This window comes from Novosphingobium sp. (genome assembly GCF_041915465.1).
GTDB lineage: Bacteria > Pseudomonadota > Alphaproteobacteria > Sphingomonadales > Sphingomonadaceae > Novosphingobium.
The window spans coordinates 14,918-40,169 of record NZ_JAYSBK010000017.1; the positions used below are offsets into that span (position 1 = coordinate 14,918).

A 25,252-nucleotide genomic window follows, 5' to 3' on the forward strand; every position below is an offset into this window, starting at 1 on the left:
GTCGCAATTTGTATCAGCGCGCGGCGGCGGCCATTTCGGCATTGCGATCGCGTGAGGCGCGCAACGTCGCCAGCATAAGCTTGGCCAACGCGCCGCCTTCATCCAGCACGTCGAGTCCCTTTTGCGTCGAGCCGCCCGGACTGGCGACACGGCGGGCCAGTTCGGCGGGCGAATGCGGCGATGCGGCGGCAAGCTGCGCCGCGCCTTCCACCGTCGCCACGGCCAGCCGCCCGGCCTGCGCCGGATCGAGGCCCAACGCCGCCGCCCCGCTCGCCAGCGCATCGATGAAGCGGTAGACGAAACCCGGCCCGCAGCCCGCCAGCGCGGTGACCAGGTCAAATTCGCATTCCGCCGCCAGCCACTCGGGCGTACCGAGCGCCTCCATCAGCGCGGTAACCCCGGCGCGGCTGGCATCGTCCAGCCCTTCGTCGAACAGCGCGATGGGCGACTTGCCGATCGCGGCGGCAAGGTTCGGCATGATCCGCACCACTGCCCCCGCGCCCGGAAAGCGTGCCGCGAGGCTGGCAAGTTCAACCCCGGCGAGGATCGAGAACAGGATCGTGTCCGCCTTGAGCACAGGCGCGAGTAGCGGCGCGACATCGTCGAGCATCTGCGGCTTCACGCCAAGCAGCACGGCATCGAACCGTCGATCCTGCGGTACTTCGCGCAGCAGTTCGACCCCGGCGGGGGCGGCTTCGAGATAGGGATCGACCACGGTGAAGGTCTGCGGCGCGGCGCCATCGCGCAGCCATCCGGCGAGCATCGCCCCGCCCATGTTGCCGCAGCCGAAGATGAGGATCGAATTGAAGATCATGGGAAGGCTCCTGTCGGCCCCTCCCCTAATGCGCCGAAGCGGCGGTGGCTAGGCCCTCAGGCCTCTCCAGCAGCGTCGACCAGCGCGCTCGACAGGGCTTCCTGCGGGCTCTTGTCACCCCACAGCACGAACTGGAAGGCAGGATAGAAGCGGTCGCACTCTTCTACCGCGGCTTCCACCGCCACCTGTGCCTGGGCAAGGCTCAGCAGGCCCTCGTCGCCGAGCAGCAGGCCGTGGCGGTAAAGCAGCACGTTGCCGTTCGACCACAGATCGAAGTGACCGACCCAAAGCTGTTCGTTGACCATCGCCAGCAGCTCGAAGATCGCCGCGTTCTTGTCTTCGGGCACGCGGATGTCGGGCAGGCAGAGGAGCTGAAGTACATGATCCTCGCGCCGCCAGATGCCGCGCACGGTATAGCTGGCCCAGCTGCCCTTGATCTCACCCGAAATCTCGTCCTCGCCGACGAATTCACAGGGCCAGCCGCGCGCCTCGAACAGCGAGGCCAGCATATCCACCGGCGCCGCATCGTCATCGCGTTCGTAATCCCGGCTGTCTTGCATCATGCGGTCCACGAAGTGTCCTGTCGGTAACGAAGCGCGAAATTGCGCCCCGGTGCGAAGCGCCAAGTTGCGCAACGCCATGCTGGATGCGTCGGCAAGGGTGCGATGGACAATGAGGCGTTAACGGACGGCTGCGCAAAACTCGACAAGTCTGTTTACAAGGTGTGGAAAAGGGCTTCCACGTAGTTAACCCGCGGTCAGATCAGGGCAACGCGTCGACCACTTGCCCGGCCGGACTGGTCCAGATGAAGGCCCCGGTGTGGCCAGCCTTCTTCAGCTTCGCGATATAGGCATTGGCCGCAGCTTCGCTGTCGAATGGCCCGGTCAGCAGGCGGTTCGTCTGGCCCCAGGCACTGGTATAGCCCGTGCGGCCCTTGAACACCGCAGGATCGTCCTTGGCAAAACGGTTCCAGTCAAAGGCCAGCGCCTTCTTGTTCTTGCCGGTGGCGACCTGGACCCAGATACGGCTGGGATGGCTTGGTGCCTTGACTTGCTTGCCGTTCTTGCACTGGGTGTCCGAGGCCTTTGCAGCCTTGGCTCCCGCCTTGCTCGCGGTCTTGCCCTTGGCGCCGGTCTTGGCTTTGGACGGTGGCTCGGCGCACGGATCAAGCTTGGCATCCTTGGCCACCGGCTTGCCCTTGGCATCCTTTGCCGACTCCTTGGCCTTCGGATCTTTGGAATCGTTGACGGCCACTTCCTTGGCGGGCGGCGGAAGCTTGCGGACGTCGACCGCACCGGCAGCCGGCGCGGCCTCGACGCTTGGCTTGGAAAATTCGGCGAACACGTCTTCAAACCGCTCCGGCTTGGACTGGGGAGCGGCGTCGGAACGGGGCGCCGGCGGCGGCGCGGTTTGAGTCTGCGAGGTAGCAGTCTGCGGCGCCGCAACCTGGCTATTCGAAGCGGAAACCTGCTTTAGGTCGAAACCCGGAGCGGGGTTGGTATTCACGGGATCGATGGAGGCGAAACCGGGCGCGGCAGCCTGCTGCGCGGGCGGAGGCGTGGCCGGCTTCTGAGCGGCCTGAACCACCGGCTGCGTAGTGACCGCCGCAAGCTGGGTCTGGGCATTCGGTTGCTTCGCCGGCTCGTCAATCGCGGCAAGTTCAACCGGTTCGCCGTTCACTTCGCGGCCAACCTTGGGTTCGGGCGGAGCGACCGGCGGAGCCGCTTGCGGTTGGGCCTTGGCCTGCGTCGGCGCAGTCTTCTCGGTCGCGCGTCCCTTGGACTTGCCCTTCGTCTTGACAGGTTGCGACGCGGGCGCGACCGACGCAGCGCTCGCCAATGCCGGACGCGGGCGGGCATATTGCGCAACGCGCGGGTCATCGACCCCGACTTCCGCAGCGCGGGGAAAATGGCCGAGATTGCCGGCAGCCGCCTGTTGCGACGGGGTCAGGCGCGGCATGAAACGAAGGTATGCGCTGATCGCGGTGGCGCGGTCGGCAGGCAGGCTTTGCCGGGCGATACCTTCCGCCTCGTCAGCATAGCCCAGGATCGCGAGGCCGAATGCGCGGGTGCGCCAGGCCGCCTTGTCCTGCTTTTGCAGCAAGGGGGCGAGCGTGGTTTCCATGCCTCGCCGGTCGCCGCCGATCGCCATGCTCAGCGCAAGCCGCCGGACCGTCTCGTCACTGGGTGCGACGGCGAGCGATTCGCGGTAATAGCGCTGGGCGGTCTGGTTATCGCCGACCAGGTCATAGGCCAGACCCCGGTCAGCCAGCCGCGCCGGATCGATCGGGCCGTCCTTTTCCGCCTCGCTGAACAGCGGGATCGCCGTATAGGGATCGCGCTTGAGCACATAGGCCCCGGCCAGGCCCGCCTTGGCTTGCGCATTGCCGGGCGAAAGCGTGGCCGCGCGCTGGAAGAAGCCGATTGCCGCATCGACATCGCCCAGATCGAGCGAAGCCTTGCCCGCGTCGAGCAATGCGGCGATGTCGCGCGGGTCCTTGGCCAGCCGGTTGAGCGCGTCGTTGAGCTTCATGCTCTCGCCGCCGGGCACGCTTTGCACCACCGGCTGGCTCACCACCGGGACCGGCTTGGTCTGGGCCTGGACCGCAAGTGGCGCCGCGATCGCCCCGCCAAGCAGCACCGCGCCGCCGATCATCAGGCGCACGGGCAGACGGACAGGGCTCATCATTTCTTCCTTTAAATCCGCCGGTTGGCGCTTGGGTGGCTGCCGGTTAGACAGCCTTGCCTGAACATCGCCCGAACCGGCTTCGGGCAGAGCATCGGCCCTGCCCGAAACAGGATCACTGGTTGTTCTGGCGCCCGAGGAAACGCGGGATGCTGATCGAGGCGCCGCCCGTATCGTCGCCATCGTCGTCCTCGTCGTCGGACGAGGCGCGACCGCCGCGGGAAAGGTTGGCCATGCGCTCGAACAGGGTTGCCCCGCCGCCGCCAGGAGCACGCGGTGCACGCGGTGCACGCGGCGCGGCGCTGACGGGTTCGGCAGAGGTTGCCTCACCGCCAAGTTCACCGCCTTCATCGCCGCCGCTCACCAGGCTGCGGCGGCGTCCGGGCAGAGCGCCGGACCCGGAAACAGGCGCGTCTTCGTCGGCCAGGCGCGAAGCATCGAGCAGCAGTTCGTCGTCGCCGTCACCGCCTTCTTCCGCCTCGAACGACAGCTCAAGCGGCTCGCTCGCGTTGGCTTCGGCGGCGTCGGCCGCAGCTTCGGCCATATCCCAATCATCATCGTCCAGCGACGCGGGTGCAGATACGGGGGCCTCGGCCACAGGTTGGGGGGCGGCTTCCGCAACCGGTTCGGCCGCAGGCGCCGACGGGCGCTCGAACAGCGGCTCGGCGACCGGCGGAGCGGCCATCGGCGGACGCGCGGGTCCACGACCGGCACTGAAGCCGAGCGGACGGGCACTGGCTTCCTCGGCCTGCGATGCGCTCTGTTCGATCCCGGTCGCGACCACGGATACGCGGATCTTGCCGTCGAGATCGGGGTTAAAGGCGCTGCCCCAGATGATGTTCGCGTTGGGATCGACGAGTTCGCGAATATGGTTCGCGGCCTCGTCGACTTCGAGCAGCTTCATGTCCTCGCCGCCGATGATCGAAATGATGACGCCCTTCGCGCCCTGCATCGAGACGCCATCGAGCAGCGGGTTGGCAATCGCCTTTTCGGCGGCCTCGAGCGCGCGGTTTTCACCGCTACCCTCACCCGTGCCCATCATCGCCTTGCCCATTTCGGCCATGACCGAGCGGACGTCGGCAAAGTCGAGGTTGATGAGGCCCGGCATAACCATCAGGTCGGTGATCGAGCGCACGCCCTGCTGCAGCACTTCGTCGGCCAGCTGGAAGGCTTCCTTGAAGGTCGTTTCCGCCTTGGCCACCAGGAACAGGTTCTGGTTGGGGATGACGATCAGCGTGTCGACGTGCTTCTGCAGCTCCTCGATGCCAGCCTCGGCGGCGCGCATCCGGCGCGTGCCTTCGAACAGGAACGGCTTGGTCACGACGCCAACGGTCAGCACGCCCTTGTCGCGCGCAGCCTTCGCCACCACGGGGGCCGCGCCGGTGCCGGTGCCGCCACCCATGCCGGCAGCGATGAAGCACATGTGCACGCCTTCCAGCGCGCGGTCGATCAGTGCCATGCTTTCTTCAGCAGCGGCCCGGCCAACTTCGGGACGGGCGCCCGCACCCAGCCCTTGCGTGATTTCCGCGCCGAGCTGGATCCGGTGCTCGGCAATCGCGTTGTTCAGCGCCTGGGCATCGGTATTGGCGACGACGAAATCGACACCTTCGATCCCGGCGGAGATCATGTTGGCGATCGCGTTGCCGCCAGCGCCGCCAACGCCAATCACGGTGATCCGAGGGCGCAGCTCTTCAACAGCTGGCGGTCCGATATTGATGCTCATGGCGCTCTCCTGTCCGTCGCGCGAATGCAATAAATGGTATTATTAACCTACTTGCACCGATAGAATCGGCGAATCAAAGCTTATCACCCGTGTTGTCCACAGCCGACCATCGCGCTGACGGCACTGCGAACATCAGAAATACTCCCGCACGGCGCGGTAGAGCCGGTCGACCAGGGCGAAACCCTTATATTTGAACGTCAGGGTATAGCTCGGCCCGATCGAGCGGATGTCGATCGGATCGGCTGCCGCATAGAGCACCAGCCCGGCCAGCGTCGAAAAACCCGGCGTGGCATGGGCTTCGGGCAGACCCTTCACGTGGCTCGGCTTGCCCACGCGCACCGGCTTGCCCAGCGCGGCCTGGGCATAGTCCGCCAGCCCCGCAAGTTCCGCACCGCCGCCGGTCAGCACGACCAGTTGCCCGCGCTGGCCGGTAAAGCCCAGCCCCTTCAGCGCGCGCGACACTTCGTCCATCAGCCGTCCGAGCTGGGCGGTGATGACCGAGACGAGTTCCGCGCGCGGCACGCGGTTCTTGTCATCCGCATGACGCGCCGCCGGACCGGAGCCCTCTTCGCCGGGCGCATTCACGGGGATCATTTCGCGGTGATCCGCCGGGCTTGCGATCGCCGAACCGTGGACGCATTTCAGCCGCTCGGCCTGAAACCGGCGGATGCCAAAGGCGCTGGCGATGGCATCGGTGATGTCGCCCGAACCGATCGGGATCGTCACCAGCCCCAGCAGCATTCCCGCTGCATAGACCGAAACGTTGGTTACCTCCCCGCCGAATTCGACCAGCGCCACGCCCAGTTCGCGCTCTTCGGCGGACAGGCAGGCATAGCCGGCCGCGATTGGCGAAGCCACGACGGCCTCAACCTCGAGGTGGGCGTTCTGCACCGCTTCGGTGATGTTGCGGATCGGCGCGCCGTCGGCCAGCATAACGTGAATATCGACGCCCAGGCGTTCGGCGTGGAGCCCCTTGGGATCAGACACCCCGTCCGCGCCGTCGAGCGTATAGTGCGCGGGCTGCGCGTGGAGCACCATGCGCCCGTCGGGCTGGATCACATCGCGCGCGGAAACAAGCAAGTGCTCGACATCGTCCTGTTCGATCCGGCGTCCGCCGATATCGACCTCAACCTGCGCGACTTGGCTGGCGAGCCCTGCCCCCGAGGCCCCGATCCACACGCTCTTGACGGCGACATTGGCCATCTTTTCGGCCCGCTCGACCGCGTCGCGCACGGCATAGGTCGCGGCCTGCATGTCGGTGACATAGCCGCGCTTGACCCCCTGCGCGGCGCGGTGGCCAGAGCCGAGCACGACCATTTCACCCGTCTCCGAAACCCCGGCGACCATCGCCGAGATGCGAAACGAGCCGATGTTCACGGCAGCAAATGTGCGGGCAATTCGCGGCGGCGCCATCAGTCCTGCCCTGCCTTGGCCGGCTTGGTCTCAGCCTGCTTTTCGGTGCCGGTCTTGGCCTCGGCTTTGGCTGCTGCTTCCTTCTTGCTGATTTCGGCAACGGCAGCGGTATTGGCGGTCTGCTGTTCGACCGGATCGGTCCTGCCAGGAACACGCAAGTACACGCGATCGGGCGCGCGCATGTCGAAAGCCACGACCTTGCCGCCGAGCAGGCGGTTGGTCCCGTCGAGACGGGCGAAGGTCATCAGCGCCTTGTGCGATTGCGCCTCGCCCTGCGGCAGGGCCAGCACCTGCCCCGTCTTGAACTTCAGATTCCAGCGGCGGTTGCCGACCCATTCGGCCTCGGCCACCTGCGGTTTCAGCGCCGGCGCGGCATCGAGTAGCGCAGCGAGCGCCTCGACCTGCTGGCCTGCGCCGGATCCGGAAATCACCAACTTGCCTTTGGCCCGTTCCGGCGCGACGACTTCGAGTTCGGTGCCCTTGGCATCGATCAGCACCAGCCGATCGACCTTCCTGAGCACCGCCACGGGCTTGCGCTCGACGATATCGATCACCAGCGTATCGGGAAGCTGGCGCGAAACCCGCGCATCCTCAACCCATGAAAGGCTCATCAACCGATCCCGCACCGCATCGAGATCGAGGAACGGCATGGCCCGGCGGTTGTCCGCAAGTGCGAGCTCGTAAACCTTGAGTTCGTTGAGGTTCTTGGTCCCACGAACCGAGATATTGCGAACTTCGAAGCCAGCATTGCCGGAAATTACGGCAAGTTGCTGCTGCGCCATCAGCGGCAGGCCGGCAAAGCTCGCGACTATCCAGGCCAGCGCCACCGCACCGCCCAGGATCATGGCCAGGAACAACCGGTGGAGCTGCGCTTCGCTGAGCGGCACCCAGCTCATCGCCGCATCGACCGCGCTGCCGGTCTTCGCCTTGGCCACGCGGACCTGCCGCGCCTTGCCCTGGGCCGCTGCCGCCTTGCGAACGCTCTTGCCGCCGCGCTTGATCGTCTGGCTCATTGCGCCCCCCGCTTATCCGCTGCCTGCTTGTCTGCCAACGCCTCGGCGATGATCGCCTCGACCAACTCGCCATAGCTCATGCCGAGGTGCTTCGCCTGTTCCGGCACCAGGCTGAGCGGCGTCATCCCCGGCTGGGTGTTGGTTTCGAGCACGAACAGCCCTTCGACCCCGCGCTCGTCATCCCAGCGGAAGTCGGTGCGACTGCAGCCCTTGCAGCCCAGCAGCTGGTGCGCGCGCAGGGCGAGATCGAGGCAAGCCTTGGTGATTTCATCGGGGATCTCGGCCGGGCAGATGTGCTCGGTCATGCCCTCGGTGTACTTGGCGTCGAAATCGTAGAAGCCCGACTTGGGCTTGAGCTCGGTGACCATCAGCGCGCGCGGGCCATCAGCCCCGCCCATCACCGCAGTGGTCAGTTCGCGCCCGCGGATGAAGGGTTCGGCCAGCAGCTTGTCGAATTCCTGCCAAGGCCCCTTGGCATCGCGGCTGATCGGGTTGCCATAGTTGCCTTCCGCCGTGACGATCGCCACGCCCACCGACGAGCCTTCGTTGACCGGCTTCAGCACATAGGGCCGCGCCAGCGGATCGCGCTCGAAGATTTCCTCGGACGTCACGATCCGCCCGCCGGGCATCGGGATGCCGTGAGGAACGAGCGCCTGCTTGGTCAGTTCCTTGTCGATCGCGATGACCGAGGTGACCATGCCCGAATGGGTATAGGTCAGCCCCATCAGGTCCATCATGCCCTGCACCGAGCCATCCTCACCGGGCGAGCCGTGGAGCGCGTTGAACACCACGTCCGGCGCGGCTTCGGCCAGGCGCTGGGCCACATCGCGGCCCATGTCGATCCGGGTCACCTTGTGTCCGCGCTCTTCCAGCGCCTTGGCCACGCCTTCCCCGCTCATCAGCGAAACCGGCCGTTCGCTGGACCAGCCGCCCATCAGGACCGCGACATGAAGCTTCGGAAGGCTCACTTGGACTTACCTACTCTCTGAATTTCCCATTCGAGCGTCACGCCCGACTTTGCCTTGACCCGGCGGCGCACTTCCTCGCCCAGTTCCTCGATGTCGGCGCTGGTCGCCTCGCCCAGGTTGAGCAGGAAGTTGCAGTGCTTTTCGCTGACCTGCGCCCCGCCGACGGTAAGCCCGCGGCAGCCCGCCGCATCGACCAGTTCCCAGGCCTTGTGGCCTTCGGGATTCTTGAAGGTCGATCCGCCGGTCTTACTGCGCAGCGGCTGCGATGCTTCGCGGCTGGCGGAAATGCGGTCCATCTCGGCCTGGATGTCTTCGGCCTTGCCGGGACGCCCCTTGAACCGCGCGCCGACCACGATCGCGCCGTCGGGCAGTTCGCTGTGGCGATAGGTATAGTGCAGCTCTGCCACCGGCAGGGTGTGCAGGCTGCCATCGCGCAGCACCACGTCGCAGTCGACCAAAATGTCCTTCACTTCGCCGCCATAGGCGCCGCCGTTCATCCGCACGAAGCCGCCGACCGTGCCGGGGATCGAACGCAGGAATTCCAGCCCCGCAATATCGTTGTCGCGCGCGGTCGAGGAAACGAGGATACCCGAGGCCCCCGCCCCGCAATCGAGCGTCAGATCGGCGCATTGCGTCACCTTGGAGAAGGCCTTGCCAAGCCGCACCACCACGCCCGGCACTCCGCCATCGCGCACGATCATGTTGGAGCCGAGGCCCAGCGCCATGACCGGCACGGAGGGATCAAGCTCGCGCAGGAAGGCCTGCAGATCGGCGACGTCCTTCGGCTCGAACAGCCACTCGGCCGCGCCGCCGGACTTGAACCAGACGAGCGGCGCCAGCGGGGCATTGGGGGTCAGCTTGCCCGCGGTCTGGGGAAGCGTGGCTGCGTTCACCCGCCCCTCCGCTGGAAAGCGATGGCTTCGGCGAGGCCGCCCGCCCATTTGGTAATGTCGCCGGCGCCAAGGCAGACGACCATGTCGCCCGGCTGGGCCGTTTCGGCCAGCGCGCGGGCCAGCGCGTCCGGGCCTTCGATTACCTGCGCGCTGCGGTGGCCGCGCGCCTTCATGCCGGCAACCATCGCGGCGGAATCGACGCCTTCGATCGGCTGCTCGCCGGCCGGATAGACCGGGGCGGCATAGACCACATCGGCATCGTTGAAGGCGGCCGAAAAGTCATCCATGTGATCGCGCAGGCGGGTGAAGCGGTGCGGCTGGACCACGGCGATGACTCGGCCCTTCACCCCTTCGCGGGCGGCAGCCAGCACGGCGCGGATTTCGACCGGGTGGTGGCCGTAATCGTCGATGATCGTCACGCCATCGACCTCGCCCACCTTGGTGAAGCGGCGCTTAACCCCGCCGAACTTGGCAAAGCCGGTGCGGATCACATCGTCCGGCACGCCCATTTCCACCGCCACGGCAATCGCCGCGAGCGAATTCTGAACGTTGTGGCGGCCCGGCATCGGCAGTTCGATGCCCTCGATCCGGCGGAAGCTGCCGTCACGCTGGCGCAGCACCGCGTCGAACCGGTTGCCGCCGGGGAACGGAGTGACGTTCTCACCGCGCACGTCGGCCTGGGCGGAATAGCCATAGGTCACCACGCGGCGGTCGCGCACCTTGGCGATCACGGCCTGGACTTCGGGGTGATCAATGCACAGCACCGCGCAGCCATAGAAGGGCACGTTCTCGATGAATTCGACGAAGGCGTCCTTGATCGCGTCGAAGCTGCCGTAATGGTCGAGATGCTCCGGGTCGATATTGGTGACAATCGCGATCGTGCCGTCGAGCCGCAGGAACGAACCGTCGCTCTCATCCGCCTCGACCACCATCCATTCGCTTTCGCCAAGCCGCGCGTTGGAGCCGTAGGAGTTGATGATCCCGCCGTTGATCACGGTCGGGTCCACCCCGCCAGCATCGAGCAGGGCGGCGACGAGCGAGGTCGTGGTGGTCTTGCCGTGGGTGCCGGCGACCGCCACCGTGCGCTTCAGGCGCATCAGTTCGGCCAGCATTTCCGCGCGGCGCACCACCGGTACTCGGTGTTCGAGCGCGGCGGCGACTTCGGGATTGGTCCGGCGAACGGCGGTGGAAGTCACCACCACGGCGGCATCGCCCAGGTTTTCGGCGGTATGGCCGATCATCACCTTGATCCCGCGCGCGCGCAGCCCTTCGACGACATAGCCTTCGGCAATGTCGCTGCCTTGCACCTTGTATCCCAGGTTGTGCATCACCTCGGCAATGCCGGACATGCCGATCCCGCCGATCCCGACGAAGTGGATCGTGCCGATATCGGTCGGCATCCGCCCGCCGGGCGCGGAGGAGAGCGCGGTCTTCATGCGAGTTGCTCCTGAGAGCTGGCTTCAACTTCGCTCGCGACGCGGATCACGTCCATCAGCGGGGTACCGCCAAAGCCTTCGACGAGGTCGGCAAGATCGCTGGCGGCATTGGGATAACCGCAGTTCCATGCGGCATGGGCGGCGGTTGCCAGGGTTTCGGGGTTCATCGCAATCGCCTGGATCTGCTTGGCGAGTTCGCTGGGCGTGAACCGGTCCTGCCGGATCATCCGCGCGCCGCCAGCAGCGGCGATCTCGCCGGTGTTGAACGCCTGATGGTCGTCGGTCGCGATCGGCAGCGGGACGAGGATCGCGGGGCGGCCAACGGCGGTCAGTTCGGCCACGGTCGAAGCCCCGGCGCGGCCGATGAACAGGTGCGCATCGGCAAGGCGGGTGGCCATGTCTTCGAAATAGGTGCCAAGTTCCGCCGGAATGTCATGGGCGGCATAGCGCGCACGCACCGCCTCGATATCTTCGGGGCGGCACTGCTGGGTGACCTGCAGGCGGCTGCGCAGCGCAGGCGGCAGCATGGCAAGGCCATCGGGCACCACATCGGACAGGACCGAGGCGCCCTGGCTGCCACCGGTGACCAGCACCCGCAGCAAACCATCCGCACTGAAGGCCGGGAACGGCTGCTCGCGCAGCGCCAGAACTTCGGCGCGAACCGGATTGCCGACGAGATGGGTCTTGGCGAGGTGCCTGGGCTTCAGCCGCTCAACCTCGCGATAGGACGTTGCGATCGCATCGACCCGGCCCGCGAGGAACCGGTTGACCCGGCCCAGTACCGCGTTCTGCTCGTGGATCACGCTGGGGATCTTTGCCGAGGTCGCCGCCCACAGCGCCGGGAAGGCGGGATAGCCGCCAAACCCGATCACTGCCGAGGGCTGGAAACTTTCGAACAGGCGCAGCGCCATGCGCTTGCCTTCAAGGATTGCCCCGATGCCCCTCGGCCAATGCAGAGGGTTTTTGCCGATCCGTCCGGCGGGCAGGACATGGCTGACCAGAAACGAGGGCTTGCCCGGCAGCTTCGCGCCGCGCTCGTCCGTGATCAGCGCAACGTGGTGGCCGCGCCGCTCAAGCTCCGCCGCCAGCGCGAAGGCGGGGATCAGGTGCCCACCGGTACCGCCAGCGGCGAGCACGTAGTGACGGCTCGCCCCGCTCATTGCACCAGCCCCAGGTCGCGCAGGGTAAAGCCCTCGCGCTTGAGGAACGGGTTGCGGCGGGTGATCGCGAGCAGGAAGCCCACGCCCAGGCACAGCGCGATGGTGGAGGAGCCACCATAGGAAATCAGCGGCAGGGTCATGCCTTTCGAGGGAAACAGCTGAAGGTTGACGAGGATGTTGATGAAGGCCTGTCCTCCAAGCTGGGCAGTCAGGCCCGCCGCCGCAAGGGTGGTGAACAGATCTTCTTCATCGAGCAGGCGCAAGAGCACGCGCAGCACGATGGCCAGGTAGAGGATCACGATTATCGCGCAAACGATCAGGCCGAACTCTTCCCCGATGACCGAGAAGATATAGTCGGTGTGCGCCTCGGGCAGGCCGAACTTGCGCGTACCCAGCCACAGCCCGCTGCCGGTCCAGCCGCCCGCCAGCAGTGTGCGCTCCGCCAGGTCGACCTGATCGAACGCCGTGCCGCCGCCCAGGAACGCGTCAATGCGGTGGCGGGCGTTGTCATAGAAGGTATAGGCCGCGATCAGCCCGATCACGCCCGCCGCGCCCGCCGCCGCGATGCGCTTTACCGGGATGCCCGACATCAGGATCATCACGAACCACACGCCGACGAACAGCACGGTCGAACCGAAATCCGGCTGAAGCATCAGCAGCGCCCCGATCAGGCCCATCAGCGCGGTTGAGATCGCGATTACCGGCAAGTTCGGATCGCGCACCCGCCAGCTCAGCACCCAAGCAATCGAGATCGCGAAAGCGGGCTTCAGGAATTCCGACGGTTGCAGCGAGATGCCAAGGTTGAGCCAGCGTTTTGCGCCATTGACCGAAGATCCGACCACGGGAACCAGCATAAGCCCGATCAGCATCGCAAAGCCCAGCAAGATCCCCACCCTGCGCGCCATTTCGCGTGGCAACATCGAAGCGCCGAACATCGCGATCAAACCCAGAAACTGCCAGCGCAGGTGGATATAGAAAAAGTGCAAGTCGTCGAGCTTCACCGCCGAGGTGGAAAGGCGCCGCGCGCTGGCCGGGCTCGATGCCGCGACTGCCGCCGCGCCGATCCCCATCAGCGCCAGCACCAGCACCAGCAACACGCGGTCGATCTCGCGCCACCAGATACCCAGCTCGCTGCGGCGGGTACGGCGCATCTTGGCCGCACTGGTGGCGTTGCCTGCGCGCGGAACATAGGGCGGGTGGGTTGCCATCAGCAGGGCCTTCCCGTGGCCATATCCTGATCGGGGCTTAGCAGCGCCTGAACGATCTGGCGGAAACTGTCGCCGCGCGCCTCGAAATCGCGGAACTGATCGAAGCTGGCACAGGCCGGCGAGAGCAGCACGATGTCGCCGGGCCTGGCCGCGGCCTTGGCCTGTTGGATCGCGTCGCACATCATTTCGCTGCGCGTTACCGGGACATGGGGCTGGAGCAGTTCGGCAAACAGCGGCCCGGCATCGCCGATCGTGTAGGCCGCCGCGACGTTGCCGAAGTAGGGCGCACATTCGTCAAGGTCGTCGCCCTTGGGCAGGCCGCCAACGATCCAGTGAATCCGGCGATGATCGGTCGGCGGAAAGGCCGCGAGCGCAGGGGCGGTCGAGGCGGGATTGGTGGCCTTGCTGTCGTTGATGTAGAGGACGCCGTCCGCCTCGGCCACGCGTTCCATCCGGTGCGGCAGCCCCCGGAACGTCGCCAGGGCCGGGCGCCATTGCATCGGCGTTAGCCCCAGGCCTTCCGCAATCGCCACGGCGACGGCGGCATTCTGCAGATTGTGCGGCCCTTGCAGCGATGGCCAGTCAGCCTGCGACTGAAGCAAGTCCTTGCCATCGACGCTGCGCACCCGCCATTGTTCGCGCCGCACCATTTCGCGCGCCGCAATCGCGCGGGTTTCCGCATCGCCGGTGCCGAACACGGCAATCTGGTCCGCGCGCTGCATCGCGAAGAGGCGCGCCTTCGACGCGACATAGGCCATGAAGCCGTCATAGCGATCGAGGTGATCGGGGGTCACATTGAGGAGCGCGGCGACGTCGCTTTCCAGGCTGAAGGTCAGATCCAGCTGATAGCTCGACAATTCGAGCACATAGACTCCGCCCGCATCGAGCGGCTTTTGCGACAGGATCGGCAGGCCGATGTTACCGCCCATCCGCGTCGGCACCGCGGCCGATTGCAGGATGTGGTGAACCAGCGCCGTAGTCGTCGACTTGCCGTTGGTCCCGGTAATGCCCACTACGCGGTGAGCGGGCAGGTTCGGCCGTGCAAGCGCGAACAGCTCGATATCGCCAATCACCGGCACACCCGCACTGGCGGCATGGGCCGCGATCGGATGCTTGTTGAGCGGAACGCCCGGCGAAACCACGACCCCGTCGAACCCGGCCAGATCGATCCCCAGCGGATCGGCCAGTTCGACCCCGCGCTGCTCCAGCCCGCGGCGCGGCTCCTCGCGGCTGTCCCAGGCGGTGACATGGGCGCCGCTGGCAAGCAGGCTCTCCACCGTCGCCATCCCGGAGCGGGCGAGGCCAAGGACGGCATAACGCTTGCCGGCAAAGGCGGGAGAGGTGATCATCTGAGCTTGAGCGTCGAAAGTCCGATTAGGGCCAGCACGATCGACACGATCCAGAAGCGGATCACGACGGTCGATTCCTTCCAGCCGAGCTGTTCGAAATGGTGGTGGATCGGCGCCATCTTGAAGACGCGCTTGCCCGTGCGCTTGTAGACCGCGACCTGGATGATCACCGATGCGGTTTCCATCACGAACAGGCCGCCCACAATCAGCAGCACGATTTCATGGTGCGAAGCGACCGCGATCGCGCCGAGTGCGCCGCCGAGGGCAAGGCTGCCCGTATCGCCCATGAACACGGCGGCAGGCGGGGCGTTGAACCACAGGAAGGCGAGGCAGGCCCCCATGATCGCGGCGCAGAGAATTGCGAGATCACCCGCGCGCGGCACGTGAGGAATGCCAAGGTAGGCGGAAAAGTCGGCGCGGCCAGCGAGATAGGCGATCACCGCAAACGCGGCGGCGGCGATCACCACCGGCATGGTCGCCAGCCCGTCGAGCCCGTCGGTAAGGTTCACCGCGTTGCCGAAACCAACCATCACGACCGCCGCAAAGACATAGTAGAACGGCCCCAGCGGGATGTAGCGATCGCTCAGGAAGGGCACGTAAAGGTTGGTCGAAACCTGGCTGACGATGATCCACGCCGCCACGCCGGCAACCGCGAATTCGCCCAGCAGGCGGGCCTTGCTCGATACCCCGGCGGTGCTGCGCTTCTTGACCTTGTCGTAATCGTCCAGGAACCCGATCAGGCCGAACCCGCCGGTCACGGCAAGGCAAGCCCAGACGAAGGGATTGGTCAGGTCCATCCACAGCAGCATCGAGATAACCAGGCTGATCAGGATCATCAGCCCGCCCATGGTCGGCGTGCCGCGCTTGGCGAGGTGGCTCTGCGGCCCATCCTCGCGGATCGGCTGGCCCTTGCCCTGGCGCACGCGCAGCATGTTGATGAAGCGAGGGCCGATCAACAGCCCGATGATCAGCGCAGTCATCAGCGCCGCGCCCGCCCGGAAGGTCTGGTAGCGGATGAGGTTCGCGAGACCCTCGAAATGAAAATAATGCGCGATCAGGTACAACATTCCTGATCCTAACCTTCCTGCTTGGCGAGCGCGGCAACCACTGCCCCGAGCCCCACCGAATTCGACCCCTTGACGAGGATCACGTCACCGCTTGCCACGCCCAACGCCTGAAGCGCTTGGAGCGCTTCGGAGGCCTTGCCGCAATGCGCGAAGCTGGTGCCCTTGCCAAGCGCGCCGGGGCCCGATTTCCCCAGTTCCTCGGCCAGAAATCGCATCTCGTCGCCAACCATGATCAGATGATCGACTTTTGCCGCCAAGATCGGCTCGGCCAGGGCGGCGTGAAACGCCGGGGCAAAGTCGCCCAGCTCCTTCATCGCGCCGAGCACGGCGATGCGCCGCGCGGCCCGCGTTGCGCCCAGCTGGGCCAGGGTGGCGCGCATCGAGGCCGGATTGGCGTTGTAGCTCTCGTCGATCAGCAGCGCACTGCCGCCGCCCTTGATCGCCAGCTCGGTTCGCGCGCCCCGCCCCTTGAGACCTTCCATCTCGGCAAGCGCAAGGCCCGCCGCGCCAAGATCGCCGCCGGCCGCGCGCACTGCAGCCATGACGCAGAGCGAATTGGCGATCCAATGCTCACCCGGTGCGGCAACGGTATAGCACACCCGCCGTTCACCGAGGTCTGCAGTCACCAGCGAGCCGCCACCGGGCGCGGCAACCGCGTCCAGCAGCCGGACATCGGCATGCGGGGCACTGCCAAAGGAAACGACCTTCGCGCCGGCCGCCAGCGCGGCATCGCGCAGGCGCGCGAAGTGCGGGCTATCGGCCGGGATCACCGCCGTGCCGCCGGGCTGCAGGCCGCTGAAGATTTCCGCCTTGGCGTCGGCAATGGCTTCTTCGCTGCCCAAGTTCTCGATATGGGCAGGCGCGATGGTGGTTATGACGGCCACATGCGGACGAACTTGCGCAGTCAAAGCAGTGATTTCGCCGGCATGGTTCATGCCCATTTCGAACACGCCGAAGCGCGTCCGCGCCGCCATCCGCGAAAGGCTGAGCGGCACACCGACATGGTTGTTGTAGCTCTTGACCGAGCGATGCGCCTTGCCCCTGCTCGAGCGGTCGAGCGCGGCGAAGATCGCTTCCTTGACCCCGGTCTTGCCGACTGATCCGGTCACCCCGATCACGGTCGCATCGGCGCGTTCGCGCGCGGCCTTGGCAAGAAGCTCAAGCGCCCTTGAGGTATCCTTGACCAGGATGTGCGGCCCGTCGACCGGACGATCGACCACCACCGCGGCTGCGCCCTTCTGAAACGCCATCGGTACGAAGCGGTGCCCGTCCATCGCCTCGCCCTTGAGCGCGAAGAACAGGTCCCCCTCGATCACGTCGCGGCTGTCGATTTCCACCCCGGCGACCTGGAATTCACCCACGGCCACCCCGTCCATCGCCCGCGCGAGCGAGACCGCATTCCACAGCGCCAGGCCCAGCGCGTCTTCGGGTTCAGTCGGCCAGTCAAGGATGCGGAACGGGGCATTCATGCGGCACACTCCCTCGCAACGGTAACATCGTCAAACGGCAGGACGCGGCAGTTCTCTCCCGCGCCGATGATCTGGCCCTGCTCGTGGCCCTTGCCGGCCACCAGCACGATATCGTCTTTGCCCGCCAGCGCGATCGCGGCGGCAATCGCCGCGCGGCGCTCGCTCACTTCGCGCAAGGCTTCGGCCCCGCCAGCCAGCACGGCCGCGCGGATCAGCGCGGGGTCTTCGCCGCGCGGATTGTCATCGGTGACGATCCCGATTTCCGCCTGGCTCGCCACCACGCGGCCCATTTCGGGGCGCTTGCCGGCATCGCGGTCGCCGCCCGCGCCGAACACCACGATCAGGCGGCCAGCGCAATGCGGGCGCAACGCGGCGATGGCGGCCTCAAGGGCGTCGGGCGTATGGGCATAGTCGACATAGACCGGTGCGCCCGCATGGGTGATCGCGGCGCGTTCCAGCCGCCCGCGCACCGGCTGCAAGCGGGAAAGTGCATCGAACACCTGCGCCGCCTCGCCCCCGCTGGCCAGCACCAGCCCCGCCGATACAAGCGCGTTAGCGGCCTGATAGGCCCCGATCAGCGGCAGGTTAAGCTTGATCGCCCGGCCGGCGAACTCGACCTCGAGCACTTGCCCAAGCTGGCCCGGCGTGCGCGAGGTCAGGCGAATGCCATCGGCGTCGGCGCCCTCGCCCACGGTGATCAGCCGCAGCCCGCGCGCCCTGGCATGGCCGATCGCGCGGGCGGACCATTCGTCGTCCGTCCAGATCACCGCCGCACCGTCAGCTTCGACCACTTCGTCGAACAGCCGCATCTTGGCCGCGAAGTAGTCGTCCATGTCCTTGTGGTAATCGAGGTGGTCGCGAGAAAGGTTGGTGAAGGCCCCGGCCATGACCGCCACACCTTCGTTGCGATACTGCGACAGGCCGTGGCTCGACGCCTCGAAGGCAACATGGGTCACTCCTTCGCGCGCCAGTCCGTGTAGGTTGGCAAGGAAGGTGACTATGTCGGGCGTGGTCAGGCCCGTCGAAACGCTTTCGTCGGCCGTGGTGATTCCCAGCGTGCCGATCGACGCGGCGCGGAAGCCGGCCATGCGCCAGATCTGGCGGACCATCTCGACGGTCGAGGTCTTGCCGTTGGTTCCGGTGACCGCGACGATGGTTTCGGGAACCGGCGTAAAGAACTGCGCGGCAAGGCGCGCGAAGGTCTGGCGGGGATTGGCCGAAACGATGTGCACCGCGCCTTCGACCCTGGCTTCGGCCCGCGCGACCACGGCGACGGCCCCGGCGTGGATCGCGGCCGGAATGAAGTCCTCGCCATTCACGGCCGTGCCCTGGAACGCGCCAAACACGGTGCCGGGGGCAACCTTGCGGTTGTCGATGGCAAAGCCGGCGACCGCCGCGTCAACGCCAGCGGGCAGCGCGATGCCCGCGCCCCGCGCCAGCGCGGCGAGCCTCATTCTCCTTCCCCGCTCGCGATCAGCGGGGCGAGATCGGAAATGTCGACGTCGCGGGTATCATCAGGCATGACGCCCAGCAGGGGGCCGATGCGCGGCACGACGCGTCCGACCACGGGGGCCGCATTCCAGGCGGCTGTGCGCTGCCCGGAGGTGGCAACCGTGCCCTGCGGTTCGTCGAGCATGACCACCACGACATAGCGCGGATGATCCATCGGGAAGGCCGAAGCGAAAGTGGCGATCAGCGAGGTGCGGCGATAGCCGCCAGCGCCGGGCTTTTCGGCCGAACCAGTCTTGCCGCCAACGCGAAAGCCCGCGGCATTGGCCTTCTTGCCCGTGCCAACATCGACGATCAGGCGCAGCAACTGCCGCATCCGCGCGCTGGTCGAGGCCTTGAACACGCGCCGACCTGGCACGACCTGGCCCGGTTCGACCTTCTGCAAGGTTGCCGGATGCCACACGCCGCCGTTGACGAGGGCCGCATAGGCGCTGGCGAGATGCAGCGGGGTCATCGCCACGCCATGCCCGAACGACACGGTCATGGTCGTAATGCGCGACCAGTCGCCCTTGGGCCAGATCGGAAAGCCGCGCGCGGGCAATTCGATGGTCGGACGTTCATTGATCCCGAGCGCGCGCATGGTCGCGCTGAGCCGCGCCCCGCCCAGTTCGTCGCCAACCTGCGCCGTGACGATGTTCGAGGAGTGGATCAGCGCCTCGGGAATGTTGAGCGATGCGCCGAAATTGTGGCTGTCACGAATCTGGAAGCCACCGATGGCAAGCGGCCGATCGGATTGATAGCGCTTGGACAGGTCGGTCACCACGCCCGCGTCGATCGCGGAGGCGACGGTGATCGGCTTGACCACCGAGCCCAGTTCGTAAACCTGGTTGGTCACGCGGTTGAAGATGTTGGCCTCGCCCGCGCGGTCGATCAGGTTGGGGTTGAACGAAGGCAACGATGCCAGCGCGAGCACTTCACCGGTATCGACGTCGAGGATGATCCCGGCCGCGCCCTTGGCGTTCGATTCCATCATCCCCTTGGAGAGTTCGTCTTCAAGCGCGCCCTGCACGCGGGTGTCGATCGAAAGCACGGCCGGCACGCCGCGGTTGTTGGGATCGGTCAGGCGCTTGTCGAACACCTCTTCCATGCCAACATGGCCGTGCCCGTCGGCGCCGACGAAGCCCAGCACGTGGGCCGCCATCGAACCTTGCGGATAATAGCGTTCCGTCTCGCGCGGGAATTCCAGCGCGGGTTCGCCCAGCAGGTGAATCTTGTTTGCGTCTTCCGGCAGGATGCGACGGCGCAGATAGCCCGGGCGGCCATCCGCGAGGCGCTGGGTCAACTGGTCGACGTCCATGTCCGGGAAGATCGCCACCAGCTGCTCGGCCACCTGCCGCGCCGAATGCACCAGCGGCGGGCCATTGCCGCCCAGTGCCGCCGGGTTGTACCACAGCGAATAGGCAGGGAAGGCGCGGGCCAAAGGCACGCCGTTGCGATCGACGATGTCGGCGCGCGCGGGCATCAGCGCCGCCGCCATGTCGCGGTTGGTCGAACCGACCTCGAACAGGCCAAGGAAGGCAATCCGCACCAGCGCCATCATCGCCACCAGGGCAAAGCCGGCCACCACCCACAACACGCGCCACTTCGCCATCAACAGCGTGCGCTGCCGGACGTTGACCAGTTCGCCCCGGCCAGTGGAAATCGCGGTCTGGATGGAGATCGAGCTCATTCGCTACGGCCCTCCGAACTGTCGACGTGGCTCAGCCGGTCACCCAGCGTCGCGGCGGTCACGGGCTTGCGATTGCCGCCCTTGGGCGCTTCGGCGGCCATGGCCTTGCCGGTCAGCGGCGAGACCATTGCGACGATTCCGCTCGGTTCAGGCGCTGCCGTCTCGGCGCTCGCGACGCGGATCGGGCTCGGCGCGTTCGGGCCGCGCGCCTTGCCAAGCGCCGCGAGCTGGCGTTCGCCTTCCAGGTACTGGCCGGCAGTCGGCGCGCTATAGCCGAATTCGACATCGTTGAGGTTGCGCAACTGCTGCTGGTTGGCCCGCGTTTCGAACTCGGTTTCGAGCAGCATCTTGTCCTGCTTGAGCGAAACGATCTGCCGCTCGGCAAGGCGTACCTGGCTTTTCACGGCATTGACCCGGAAGGTCAGCGCAACGAGCAGGGTGAAGCAGATGAGCAGCACGGCGGCCCATCCGATCGAACGCAGGCGATCACGCGTCAGGTTCATGCGGCCCTCCTTTGCCGGGCGGCGGCTTCGGTACGGGTAGCGGCGCGCAGCGTCGCGGAGCGCGCGCGGGGGTTACGGGCCAGTTCGGCCTCGGACGGGCGAATGGCCTTGGACAGCTGGGCAAAGGTCGGCGCGGCGGCGGCGGCCGCGACGGGCATATGCCGCGAGGCATTGGCCACCGCGCCGCTGGCATCGCGCAGGAACTGCTTGACGATGCGATCTTCGAGGCTGTGGAAGCTGACCACCGCGAGCCGCCCGCCGGGACGCAGCAGCGTTTCGGCAGCGGCAAGGCCAGCGTCGAGTTCATCCAGTTCGGCGTTCACGTGGATGCGGATCGCCTGGAAGCTGCGGGTCGCGGGATCCTTGGGCGCACCGGGTCGATAGCCGAGCGCCTTGCGCACGACATTGGCCAGCTGACCAGTGGTTTCCAGCGGCCGCGCCGCCACGATCGCGCGGGCCACGCGGCGCGACTGGCGTTCCTCGCCATACTGGAACAGCACGTCGGCAATCTGGCTTTCGGGCGCGGTGTTGAGGAAGTCGGCGGCGCTTTCCCCGTCCTGGCCCATCCGCATGTCGAGCGGGCCGTCGCTGGAAAAGGCAAAGCCTCGCTCGGCCTGGTCGAGCTGCATCGAGGATACGCCGATGTCCATCACCACGCCGTCAACCTGGGCGACGCCGGCTTCGGCAAGGCTGGCGACCATTTCGGAAAAGCGGCGCGGGTGCAGCACCAGGCGCGGCGCATCGCCCGCACATTCCGGCCACGTGCGGCCATTGGCGATGGCATCGGGATCGCGGTCGAAGGCGTGAACGCTGGCCCCGGCATCGAGCAGGCGCCGAGTATAGCCGCCCGCGCCGAAGGTCGCATCGACGATCACCGCGCCGGGCGTGGGCGCAAGGGCGGCGATCACTTCATCGAGCAGGACCGGAATGTGGGGAGCAGGAGCGGTCATTTGCGCCCCTTTCCAGCTGCGGCCTGGGCGGCGAGATCGGCGCAGGCCTCCTGCGCGTCTTCCCAGCCCGCCCCCATCTTGGCGAGTTCTTCGGGGTTCCAGATCGTGAACGACTTGCCGCCACCCTGGAAAAAGGCGCTGGTGGTGAGGCCACCGAGGCGGAAATAGCGTTCGGGCAGGATGAAACGGCCGGAATCATCGAACGGCACGCGGGCAAAGCCATAGAGTTGCTGGGCGCGCAGATCGCGGTCGAAATCAACGCCGCGCTCCAGCGCGATGCGCTCTTCACGGTCAAGCTCGCCTTCGAATTCGGCAACGCGCGACAGGCCAAAGCCGGTGAGGCACTTCCAGCGGGGGTGCTTGGCCAGGCACAGGACGCGCTCGCCAAGGCCGGAATCGCGGACCGCCTTGCGGAAATCTGGCGGCAGCACAAAGCGGCCCTTTTCGCCCATCAGCGAAAAGCCCTGACCACTGTAGCTGACTGGCTTTGCCGCCTCCACTTTGCCCCGCCTCATGCCGGGAATGTCCCGGTCCCCGAAAAATACCCTCCCCGTCCTGGCCGCGCGCCCTCGCGGCCAGACCACCCCTTGGCGGGATGCGACGGTGAAATTCCATGTCGATGAAATGGTTCAATATCACGCTTCCGACGGGATGGAAGGGAAAATAACGGGAAATCAGGGGATAGAACGGTAAATTGTTGATTTACCCTATTTTGATTCGTCACGAAATCCGCTTGGCACAGCCATGTTTTTGCTTTGTTCTAGACCAAAATCAGCGGTTTAGCGCAGGTTTTGAATGGGACTCGCGGATCGTCCCGCGAATTCCCCGGATCGAACCGAAATCAGGGTCTGGTGAAGGCCGTTTCGAGCAGCGCATCGAGCGCCTGGCGGCGCGCTCCGCCCGGATCGGCCTGGTCCAGCAGGGCCGCGTCCGCCAGCAGCACCACCCTGCCCTTGCCAATTGTGCAGGTCGCGGCAAGTCCGCCCGCTTCGAGCACACAGGCACCCTTGCCCGTCAGCCTGAACTGGCCTGCAAGGTTGACCGGAACCCGCGTTCCGAATGCCGAGTGCAGCGTTTCCCCGAAGGGCTGGCTGTCGTCGAAGGCCAGTTCCAGGCCCCAGCGCGCCAGGATCGGCGAAAGCAGCGCCGTGCCTTGCGGGCGGCGCGGATCGCCGATTGCGAAGGCGGAATCCTCGGTCAGGGCGGGATCGGCGATCAGCAGCAAGCGCCCGCCGCCGCGCACCCAATCATCCAGCGCGACGTTTTCCGAAGGGCTGAGCGGGCGCGGCTGGGCGATGACAAGCCGCGTCAGTCCAGCAAGCGGGCCATGATCGCCTGGCCCGGCCAAGGTATCGAGCGGAACGATCCGGCCCCGGCGGGACAGGGCCTCGCGCGCCCAGTGCGGCGGGGCCTTGCTGCCCAGCAGGTCGCCGATCTCGGCGCTTTCCGCCCACATCACCGGCAGGCTGGTGAACAGGCCCAGCGGCTGCTGCCCCTCGGCTTGCTGCGGGGCGGACGGGCGTGTCGAAGCCAGCCAGACGATCAGCCCCAGCGCAAGCGCCAGCAGGCCGAACGCGGACAGTAGCCGACGGTGCCTAACGGTGCGTCCCCGGATCGCCCGTCGGGGTCGGCGAAGGTTTTACCTCCGGCGTGGTTGCAGGAACGATGCCGATGTCGGCCAGCGGATCGGTCTTCGGCTCGCCCGTAGCAGAAACGACCGGCTTTGGCCCGGCAACGCCTTCGGCCACGTCGGCATCACGCGCGCGGTCGTTGATGATGTTGGCAAGGCCGACGATCAGCAGGATCGCGGCCAAACCAAACAGGCCGGACTGCAGCCGCTGCACCGCCTGGGCCCGCAGTTCGCGTGCGCCCGGCGGAGTGAAATGCTGGGGCCCCGAGATCGGCTCCACCGCCCGTGACGGCGGTGTCTGCCCGCTTTGGTCATGCGTCGGTTGACTGGCCATGGGCCATCTTACCCCAGCCAGGGGAACACCGGCAAGCCTTTCGCGCGCAGCCAGTCGGCGTTGTAAAGGCTGGAGAGATAGCGAAAGCCTGTATCGCAAAGGATCGTCGCCACGCGCGGGTTCTCGCGCCCTTCGGCCACCAGCTGCCGCCCGAGCGCAACCGCGCCAGCAACGTTGATGCCCGAGGACAGGCCAAGGCACAGCCCTTCCTCGCTAAGCAGGCGGGCGACCCATTCGAGGCCTTCCTCGTCCGAGATGCGGAACTGGGTGTCGATCGGCGCGCCTTCGAGGTTGGCGGTGATCCGCCCCTGCCCGATCCCTTCGGCCACCGACGAACCTTCGGCCTTGAGCTCGCCGTTGGCGTAATAGTTGTAGAGCGCCGCGCCGTGCGGATCGGTCAGCGCGATGCGGATGTTCTCGTCAAACGCCTTGAGGCCCATGCCGACGCCCGCGATCGTCCCGCCGGTGCCCGCCGCGCAGGTGAACCCGTCGATCCGCCCGCCCAGCTGTTCCCACAGTTCCGGCGCAGTCGATTCGATGTGGGCCTTGCGGTTGGCGATATTGTCGAACTGATTGGCCCAGACCGCGCCCTCGGTCTCCTCGGCCAGGCGGCGCGAGGTGTGGACGAAATGGCCGGGATTGGAAAACGGCGCGGCGGGAACCAGCACCAGTTCCGCCCCCAGCGCGCGCAGGGTGTCCATCTTCTCGCGGCTTTGCGTCTCGGGCATGACGATGACCGTCTTGTAGCCCAGCGCATTGGCGACCAGCGCGATCCCGATGCCGGTGTTGCCCGCTGTGCCTTCGACAATCGTGCCGCCTGGCTTCAGCGCTCCGCGTGCTTCGGCATCGCGTACGATCCACAGCGCCGCGCGGTCTTTCACCGAGGCGCCGGGGTTGGCGAATTCGCACTTGCCCCAGATCTCGCAGCCAGCAGCCTCGCTGGGGCCTTCCAGCAGGACGAGCGGGGTGTTGCCGATAAGATCGAGCGAATTGGCGCGGGCAAATGGTGCAGTCATGCTGCACGAGGTAGGAAAGCAAAGGGCCAAGCGCAATGGATTTGCGCTTGGCCCCTTTAAACCCGGACTTGAACCGACAGGTGCGGATCAGTCTTCCGAAGCGATCGTCACCTTCAGGCCATCGACGGCGTCGGTCAGGTGGATCTGGCACGACAGGCGCGAGAACGCATCGCGGTGATCCGAGCTGTCGAGCAGGTCGTTTTCGTCTTCGCTCATCGGCTCGACCTTGTCGGCAAAGGCGGGGTCGACGTGGACGTGGCACGTGGCGCAGCTGCAGCAGCCACCGCACAGCGCGAGCAGTTCATCGAACCCGTTATCGCGCAGCGCTTCCATCACCGAAAGGCCGGCGGCCGCTTCGACAGTCTTTTCTTCACCCGCACGATTGACCACAACCAGCTTCGGCATGTCCCATCATCCTTTTTGAATGCGCCTGTTCGCGCTTT

General features: G+C 66.4%; 23 protein-coding genes. All 23 read right to left on the reverse strand.

The window, feature by feature from the left end; translation table 11 throughout:
* Positions 1-13 precede the first annotated feature (13 nt).
* A complete protein-coding gene (locus tag ACE3SN_RS05060) occupies positions 14-814 on the reverse strand; it encodes a pyrroline-5-carboxylate reductase family protein (protein WP_374528087.1) in 801 nt (266 codons plus the stop codon).
* A 56-nt stretch (positions 815-870) separates the two neighbouring features.
* Positions 871-1,377: a YbjN domain-containing protein gene (locus ACE3SN_RS05065; protein WP_374528129.1), complete on the reverse strand. Its 507-nt coding sequence runs from the start codon at positions 1,375-1,377 to the stop codon at positions 871-873.
* A gap of 199 nt (positions 1,378-1,576) precedes the next feature.
* On the reverse strand, positions 1,577-3,499 hold the full coding sequence (locus ACE3SN_RS05070; RefSeq protein WP_374528088.1) for an SPOR domain-containing protein: 1,923 nt from the start codon (positions 3,497-3,499) through the stop codon (positions 1,577-1,579).
* Positions 3,500-3,614: 115 nt separating this feature from the next.
* Positions 3,615-5,222 (reverse strand): cell division protein FtsZ, encoded by a 1,608-nt coding sequence (ftsZ, locus tag ACE3SN_RS05075; RefSeq protein ID WP_374528090.1) that lies wholly within the window; start codon positions 5,220-5,222, stop codon positions 3,615-3,617.
* Positions 5,223-5,354: 132 nt separating this feature from the next.
* The gene (ftsA, locus tag ACE3SN_RS05080; RefSeq protein ID WP_374528092.1) at positions 5,355-6,635 is read right to left on the reverse strand and encodes a cell division protein FtsA; all 1,281 of its coding nucleotides are present in this window, start codon (positions 6,633-6,635) and stop codon (positions 5,355-5,357) included.
* A complete protein-coding gene (locus tag ACE3SN_RS05085; protein WP_374528094.1) occupies positions 6,635-7,648 on the reverse strand; it encodes a cell division protein FtsQ/DivIB in 1,014 nt (337 codons plus the stop codon). Before ACE3SN_RS05085 ends, ftsA begins: the two co-directional genes overlap by 1 nt.
* Positions 7,645-8,616, reverse strand: coding sequence for a D-alanine--D-alanine ligase (locus ACE3SN_RS05090; protein WP_374528095.1), 972 nt, complete (start codon positions 8,614-8,616; stop codon positions 7,645-7,647). Before ACE3SN_RS05090 ends, ACE3SN_RS05085 begins: the two co-directional genes overlap by 4 nt.
* Positions 8,613-9,557 carry a UDP-N-acetylmuramate dehydrogenase gene (gene murB / locus ACE3SN_RS05095; protein WP_374528097.1) on the reverse strand — a complete coding sequence of 315 codons (945 nt, stop codon included), beginning with the start codon at positions 9,555-9,557 and terminating at the stop codon, positions 8,613-8,615. Before murB ends, ACE3SN_RS05090 begins: the two co-directional genes overlap by 4 nt.
* Complete coding sequence (gene murC, locus ACE3SN_RS05100) at positions 9,506-10,945, reverse strand: UDP-N-acetylmuramate--L-alanine ligase (protein WP_374528099.1); 1,440 nt, start codon at positions 10,943-10,945, stop codon at positions 9,506-9,508. The genes murB and murC overlap by 52 nt, the downstream gene beginning before the upstream one ends.
* Positions 10,942-12,105: an undecaprenyldiphospho-muramoylpentapeptide beta-N-acetylglucosaminyltransferase gene (murG, locus tag ACE3SN_RS05105; protein WP_374528101.1), complete on the reverse strand. Its 1,164-nt coding sequence runs from the start codon at positions 12,103-12,105 to the stop codon at positions 10,942-10,944. The genes murC and murG overlap by 4 nt, the downstream gene beginning before the upstream one ends.
* Complete coding sequence (locus ACE3SN_RS05110; RefSeq protein WP_374528102.1) at positions 12,102-13,313, reverse strand: FtsW/RodA/SpoVE family cell cycle protein; 1,212 nt, start codon at positions 13,311-13,313, stop codon at positions 12,102-12,104. The genes murG and ACE3SN_RS05110 overlap by 4 nt, the downstream gene beginning before the upstream one ends.
* The gene (murD, locus tag ACE3SN_RS05115; RefSeq protein ID WP_374528104.1) at positions 13,313-14,662 is read right to left on the reverse strand and encodes a UDP-N-acetylmuramoyl-L-alanine--D-glutamate ligase; all 1,350 of its coding nucleotides are present in this window, start codon (positions 14,660-14,662) and stop codon (positions 13,313-13,315) included. The genes ACE3SN_RS05110 and murD overlap by 1 nt, the downstream gene beginning before the upstream one ends.
* Positions 14,659-15,729, reverse strand: coding sequence for a phospho-N-acetylmuramoyl-pentapeptide-transferase (mraY, locus tag ACE3SN_RS05120; protein ID WP_374528106.1), 1,071 nt, complete (start codon positions 15,727-15,729; stop codon positions 14,659-14,661). Before mraY ends, murD begins: the two co-directional genes overlap by 4 nt.
* An 8-nt stretch (positions 15,730-15,737) precedes the next feature.
* Complete coding sequence (gene murF, locus ACE3SN_RS05125; RefSeq protein WP_374528108.1) at positions 15,738-17,198, reverse strand: UDP-N-acetylmuramoyl-tripeptide--D-alanyl-D-alanine ligase; 1,461 nt, start codon at positions 17,196-17,198, stop codon at positions 15,738-15,740.
* Entirely contained in the window at positions 17,195-18,652 is a 1,458-nt protein-coding gene (locus ACE3SN_RS05130) for a UDP-N-acetylmuramoyl-L-alanyl-D-glutamate--2,6-diaminopimelate ligase (protein WP_374528110.1), read from the reverse strand. Before ACE3SN_RS05130 ends, murF begins: the two co-directional genes overlap by 4 nt.
* Positions 18,649-20,376, reverse strand: coding sequence for a peptidoglycan D,D-transpeptidase FtsI family protein (locus ACE3SN_RS05135; RefSeq protein WP_374528112.1), 1,728 nt, complete (start codon positions 20,374-20,376; stop codon positions 18,649-18,651). Before ACE3SN_RS05135 ends, ACE3SN_RS05130 begins: the two co-directional genes overlap by 4 nt.
* Positions 20,373-20,879, reverse strand: coding sequence for a hypothetical protein (locus ACE3SN_RS05140; protein WP_374528114.1), 507 nt, complete (start codon positions 20,877-20,879; stop codon positions 20,373-20,375). Before ACE3SN_RS05140 ends, ACE3SN_RS05135 begins: the two co-directional genes overlap by 4 nt.
* Entirely contained in the window at positions 20,876-21,829 is a 954-nt protein-coding gene (gene rsmH, locus ACE3SN_RS05145) for a 16S rRNA (cytosine(1402)-N(4))-methyltransferase RsmH (RefSeq protein WP_374528116.1), read from the reverse strand. Before rsmH ends, ACE3SN_RS05140 begins: the two co-directional genes overlap by 4 nt.
* Positions 21,826-22,344: a division/cell wall cluster transcriptional repressor MraZ gene (locus ACE3SN_RS05150; protein ID WP_374528118.1), complete on the reverse strand. Its 519-nt coding sequence runs from the start codon at positions 22,342-22,344 to the stop codon at positions 21,826-21,828. Before ACE3SN_RS05150 ends, rsmH begins: the two co-directional genes overlap by 4 nt.
* A 326-nt stretch (positions 22,345-22,670) precedes the next feature.
* Entirely contained in the window at positions 22,671-23,285 is a 615-nt protein-coding gene (locus tag ACE3SN_RS05155; protein ID WP_374528121.1) for an ABC transporter, read from the reverse strand.
* 139 nt (positions 23,286-23,424) lie between these two features.
* Positions 23,425-23,793 carry a hypothetical protein gene (locus ACE3SN_RS05160; protein WP_374528123.1) on the reverse strand — a complete coding sequence of 123 codons (369 nt, stop codon included), beginning with the start codon at positions 23,791-23,793 and terminating at the stop codon, positions 23,425-23,427.
* Between the two features lie 8 nt (positions 23,794-23,801).
* Entirely contained in the window at positions 23,802-24,809 is a 1,008-nt protein-coding gene (locus ACE3SN_RS05165) for a cysteine synthase A (protein WP_374528125.1), read from the reverse strand.
* An 87-nt stretch (positions 24,810-24,896) separates the two neighbouring features.
* Complete coding sequence (locus ACE3SN_RS05170) at positions 24,897-25,214, reverse strand: 2Fe-2S iron-sulfur cluster-binding protein (protein ID WP_374528127.1); 318 nt, start codon at positions 25,212-25,214, stop codon at positions 24,897-24,899.
* Positions 25,215-25,252: the final 38 nt, after the last annotated feature.